The sequence below is a fragment of the Jatrophihabitans sp. genome (assembly GCF_046262535.1).
GTDB lineage: Bacteria > Actinomycetota > Actinomycetes > Mycobacteriales > Jatrophihabitantaceae > Jatrophihabitans.
The window spans coordinates 1-5170 of sequence record NZ_JBHEMO010000092.1; the positions used below are offsets into that span (position 1 = coordinate 1).

5 protein-coding genes and 1 pseudogene are annotated in these 5170 nt (G+C 69.8%); 4 read left to right on the top strand and 2 right to left on the bottom strand.

Annotated elements, in window-relative coordinates:
* Positions 1–80: 80 nt before the first annotated feature.
* Both ABR571_RS13630 and ccsB read left to right on the top strand, forming a co-directional pair.
* The gene (locus tag ABR571_RS13630) at positions 81–1652 is read left to right on the top strand and encodes a cytochrome c biogenesis protein ResB (RefSeq protein WP_409453749.1); all 1572 of its coding nucleotides are present in this window, start codon (positions 81–83) and stop codon (positions 1650–1652) included.
* 8 nt (positions 1653–1660) lie between these two features.
* On the top strand, positions 1661–2668 hold the full coding sequence (ccsB, locus tag ABR571_RS13635; protein ID WP_409453750.1) for a c-type cytochrome biogenesis protein CcsB: 1008 nt from the start codon (positions 1661–1663) through the stop codon (positions 2666–2668).
* A 67-nt stretch (positions 2669–2735) separates the two neighbouring features.
* On the opposite strand, the gene ABR571_RS13640 is transcribed toward ccsB, so the two are convergent.
* Positions 2736–3491, bottom strand: coding sequence for a TetR/AcrR family transcriptional regulator (locus tag ABR571_RS13640; protein ID WP_409453751.1), 756 nt, complete (start codon positions 3489–3491; stop codon positions 2736–2738).
* Here ABR571_RS13640 and ABR571_RS13645 point away from each other — a divergent pair.
* Positions 3433–3849 carry a nuclear transport factor 2 family protein gene (locus ABR571_RS13645; RefSeq protein WP_409453752.1) on the top strand — a complete coding sequence of 139 codons (417 nt, stop codon included), beginning with the start codon at positions 3433–3435 and terminating at the stop codon, positions 3847–3849. The two genes, ABR571_RS13640 and ABR571_RS13645, sit on opposite strands and share 59 nt — an antisense overlap.
* A complete protein-coding gene (locus tag ABR571_RS13650) occupies positions 3846–4718 on the top strand; it encodes an SDR family oxidoreductase (protein ID WP_409453753.1) in 873 nt (290 codons plus the stop codon). Before ABR571_RS13645 ends, ABR571_RS13650 begins: the two co-directional genes overlap by 4 nt.
* Before the next feature lie 117 nt (positions 4719–4835).
* Here ABR571_RS13650 and ABR571_RS13655 read toward each other — a convergent pair.
* Positions 4836–5170, bottom strand: a pseudogene (locus ABR571_RS13655) (glycosyl transferase); the annotation flags it as partial.

Here is a 5170-nt window from a genome sequence, read left to right on the forward strand (position 1 = left end):
ATCCTGCTCGTCAGCGGCGAGTGGACGCATCTCATGGACGAGTTCCGCGCGCGAGTCGGTCCGGCCTCCGGATTCGACGTATGAGGTACATGCGCATCGTGTGGCGCCGGCTGACCGCCATGCGCACGGCGCTGATCCTGCTGTTCCTGCTCGCCGTCGCCGCGGTGCCCGGTTCCCTGCTGCCGCAGCGTCCGCTGAATCCGGACAAGACGAATTCCTACATCGCCGCGCACGGCGGCTGGGGGCGGATCCTCGACGCCATCGGGATGTTCGACGTCTTCGGGTCGGTCTGGTTCGCCGCCATCTACCTGCTGCTGTTCATCTCGCTGGTCGGGTGCCTTATTCCGCGCATCCGGGTGCACGCCCGCGCCGTCGTGCGCAAGCCGCTGCCCGCCCCGCGGCACCTCGACCGGTTGCCGGAGGGCGGCCGGTTCGAGACCTCCGACGGCCCGGCCGACTACGCCGCGGCGGCGCGGTCGGCGCTGGGCCGACGGTGGCGCGTCGTCCAGCGGACCGAGAACTCCGGCGCCGTGACGCTGTCGGCCGAGAAGGGCTACAGCCGCGAGACCGGCAACCTGATCTTCCACATCGCGCTGCTCGCTTCCCTGCTGCTGATCGCGGTCGGCCGGCTCTACAACTATCAGGGCAGCCGGGTCGTCCTGCAGGGCGCGAACAACGGCTTCTGCAACACCGTCTCGCAGTACGACGCCTGGAAGCCCGGCCGCTTCGCCGCCGAGGGCAAGGTGGCGCCGGCTCCGTTCTGCATCGACGAGATGTCGAAGTTCACCGCCGACTACACCGCGCAGGGCGAGCCGCGGACGTTCCGCGCCGACGTCGTCTACCGCGCGAACGTGAACGCGGCGCCGAAGAAGGCGACGATCACGGTGAACCACCCGCTGCGCCTGGAAGGCGACCGGGTGTACCTCATCAACCACGGGTTCGCGCCCGAGGTGACGATCCGCATGCCCGACGGGTCGGTGCGCCATGACGTGCAGGCGTTCATCCCGACCGATGCGGCGACCCTGCTGTCCGAGGGCGCGTTCAAGCAGCCGGGCAAGACCGACGCCAGGCAGGACGTCGGCATCGAGGGCCTCTTCGCACCGACGGCGGTGGACGCCGGCAACGGGCTCATCACGTCGGTGTCGCCGCGGGTGTCGGATCCGGTGTTGTCCCTGAACGTCTACCTGGGCGACCTGGACGGGTCGGGCGCGCCGCAGTCGGTCTACTCGCTCGACCACTCGAGGATGAAGCGGATCGGCCGGGCCAACCTGGTGGTCGGCCAGACCGCGAAGCTGCCCGACGGGGTCACGGTGCGGTTCGACGGCTGGGTGCCCTGGGCCGGCCTGCAGGTGTCGCACGATCCGGCGCAGGGCTACCTGCTGTTCGCGGCCGGGGCCATGGTGCTCGGCCTGCTGGGCTCGCTCGGCGTGCGGCGGCGGCGCGTATGGCTGCGGATCGCCCCGGCGGCGTCGGCTGAGGACGGGTCGCCTACCGTTGTGACCGTTGGTGGCCTTGCCCGCAGCGACTCGGGCAACTTCACCACCGAGTTCGCGGAACTGCTGTCCCGGCTCTCCGCGGCGGGAACGCAGGCGGCTTACCGATCGACGTTGCACATCACGATGGACGACCCGATCGGCGCAGGAAAGGACTGAGGCTGACCATGGCTGGCATCAACGGGTCGATGGCCCATCTGTCCGACGGCTTGTTCACCACGTCCATCGCCGTGTACGCCGCCGCCATGGTCGGGTTCACCGCCGAGTACGCGTTCGGCCGGGTCGGGCGCAAGCTCGAGGTCGCCGAGCCCGCGCGTGAGCTGGTGGGTGCGGGTGGTCCGCCGGTGCCCGATCGACCGGTCGTGGTTGACGACGCGCCGGCCGCGGGTAAGCGCCGCCGGGCCGACCGGATCGGCCGCTGGGCCGTCGTCATCACCGTCCTCGGCGCGCTGGTGCACCTGAGCTCGATCGTCGTCCGGGCGGTTGCCGTCGACGCCGTGCCGTGGTCGAACATGTACGAGTTCGCGTCGGTGGCCGGACTCGTCGGCGTCCTCGCGTTCCTCGCCCTGCTGTGGAAGCTGCCGGCCCTGCGCCACCTGGGCGGGATGATCCTGCTGCCGGTGATCCTGCTGATGTTCCTGGCCGGCACGGTGCTGTACTCCCAGGCCCAGCCGCTCGTGCCGGCGCTGCAGTCCTACTGGCTGGCGATCCACGTCGTGCTGGTCTCGATCGCCGAGGGCGCGCTCATGACGAGCGCGGTGCTGACCGTCCTCTATCTCGTGAAGTCGCGCCACGACAAGCTCGGCGGCCGGCCCGACTACAAGCCGGGTGCGATCGGCACGCTGGCGGCCAAGCTGCCGTCCGCGGCCGTTCTGGACAAGGCCGCCTACCGCGTCGTCGCGTTCTCGTTCCCGCTCTACACCGTCGCGATCATCTGCGGCGCCATCTGGGCCGAAGCGGCGTGGGGACGGTACTGGGGCTGGGACCCGAAGGAGACCTGGGCGTTCATCGTCTGGGTCATCTACGCCTGCTACCTGCACGCCCGGGCGACCGCCGGGTGGAAGGGCCGCGCGGCCGCCTGGGTGAATCTCGCCGGCTTCTGCGCGATCACGTTCAACTTCCTGATCGTCAACATCGTGGTGTCCGGACTGCACTCCTACGCCGGCCTGTCCTAACACGTCGACCCCTCCGAGTTGTCCGTGCGTCGCCACGTTATGACGTGGTGGAGCGCGGACAACTCGGTCAGAGCAGCGCGGCCACCATCGCGTCACCGACGAACGCGGCGTACCGCGACCGCGTCCAGTTGCGCCGGAGCACGAGCAGCTCGTACTGCTCCGCCGCGCTGAACATCCAGAGGACGTCGGTCACCTGGGCAAGTCCGAGGCCGGGTCGGACGCCGCCGGTCCTGAGCAGCCGCTTCGCGTTGTGCCGCATGCGCGTAAGCCGTTCCTGTTCGGCCTCGGCGAGCAACGTCGCCATCGCCTCGTCCCCTGTCGCGGCGGCCCGCACCAGCAACATGATCGGCGCACCCAGGAAGCTGACCTCGGCGGCGAGCTTCGCCCACTTGCGCAGCATCTGCTCGGCGTCGGCTTCCACCTCGCTCATCGCGTCCGAGCGGACGGGCGCAGGTACGGGTCCGCGGCCGGCGAGCGCCCGTTCCCAAAGCGCGCGAACCAGTCCGGGCTTGCCACCGAAATTCTTGTAGATCGTCTCGACCGACACGTCGGCGTCGACGGCCACCGCGGCGACGGTGGTCGCCGCGTACCCAGCGGCCAGAAAGCGCGTCCGCGCGGCGGCCAGGATTCTCTCTCGAGCGAGTTCGGCCTGTCTCTGCCGGCGGCTCGAGTCGTATTGACGGCTGCTCTTGACCACTGTCCCAATCAGATCCATAGTATTGTATCGAATACGAACGACTGTAACAGACGGGGGGTTGATCGACATGGCCGACGCGCTGACCTGGATAGCCCGGTTGGAATCAGCGACGAACGCGCATGACATCGAGGCGCTGGTCGATTGCTTCAGCGAGGACTACGAGAACGTGACGCCGGCGCATCCCGAGCGGGGATTCGGCGGGCGGGAGCAGGTGCGGCGCAACTGGTCGACCTTCTTCGCGGAGATCCCGGACATCGCGGTGCGAGTGGTGCGCAAGGCCCAGCAGGGCGACACGTTGTGGACCGAGTGGGAGATGTCAGGGACGCGCCGGGACGGTGCGCCGCACGAGATGCGCGGCGTCATCCTCTTCGGCGTCGTCGACGACCGGGCGCGATGGGCGCGGTTCTACGTCGAGCCGGTCGAGCGGACCAGTGGCAACGCCGACGCGATCGTGCAGCGCCTCGTCAGCGAGGCCAAGCCGTGATCCTCGTCGTCGGGGGCACCGGCCGGTTGGGACGTGAGCTCGTCCCCGCGTTGACCAGGCAGGGCGAGGCGGTGCGTGTGCTCACCCGGGACGCGAGCAAGGCGGCCGGGCCGGCTGCGGTCGGCACCGGCGTCGAGTTGATGGCGGGAGATCTGCGCGACCCGGCGTCGCTCGAGCGGGCGGTGGCCGGCTGCACCGCGGTCGTGTCGGCCGCGCACGGCTTCGTCGGCGGGCGGGGTGCCGGGCCCGAGCAGGTCGACCGCGACGGCAACGCGAGCCTCGCCCGCGCCGCCAAAGCGGCTGGGATAGGCCACCTCGTGTTGATTTCGGTGCACCGCGCGTCGGCTCATCACCCGATGTCGCTGCACCGGATGAAGTACGCCGCCGAGCAGGCGGTGCGTTCGACTGGGGTCGAGCACACCGTCCTGCGTCCGTCCGCGTACTACGAGAACTGGATCGAGATCATCGGCGGAAAGCTCGGCTCCGGCGGCCCGGCGATGGTGTTCGGCCGCGGCCGCAACCCCATCAGCTTCGTGTCCGTGGTCGACGTCGCCCAGGCCGTGATGGCGGGATTGGACGATCCCCAGCTTCGCGGGCAGACCCTCGACGTCGGCGGTCCCGAGAACCTCACGATGACGCGGTTCGCCGAGCGGCTCATCGAGCATGCCGGCGGTGGGGGGAAGATCAAGCACCTGCCGTTGCCCGTGATGCGGACGATGTCGGTCCTCGCTCGCCCAGTGGCGCCCGCCTTCGCCCGGATGGCGCAGGGTGGGGTGGCGATGGACACCGTCGACATGACGATGCCGGCCGGCAGCGCCGAGCGGTTTGCGTCGATAACGTTCCGCTCGCTGTCCGACGTCCTCGGCTGACGTCCTCCATCCGGCCGGCGCGCGAGACTCTGCCGCGCACGCTGATAGTCCTGATCCCGTGAAGTTGTCCGCGCTTCGCCACGTCCTGGTGTGGCGAAGCGCGGACAACTCGGTCAGTCAGCGGGTCGTCAGGTCGTAGACGGTGGTGCCGCCGACGGTGCTCGCCCGATAGTGCGCCGCCACCCAGGCGCTGATGGCGCTGCTGGTCCCGCCGCCACCCGGGCCGCCCCGGCCGTCGCCGCCGCCGGCGATGAAGTAGCTGACCTTGCCCTCGGACACGTACTTCTCGAACTGGGCCAGCGCGGGCGCGGCGTCATTGCCGCTGAAGCCTCCGATCGCCATGACGGCCTTGCCGCTGGCCAGCTCGAGCGGGCCGGCCGACTGCGAGCCGATCGCGGCCGCGGCCCACTTCGTGGTCGTCGCCTTCAGCAACGTCGTAAGTGCTGCGTTGG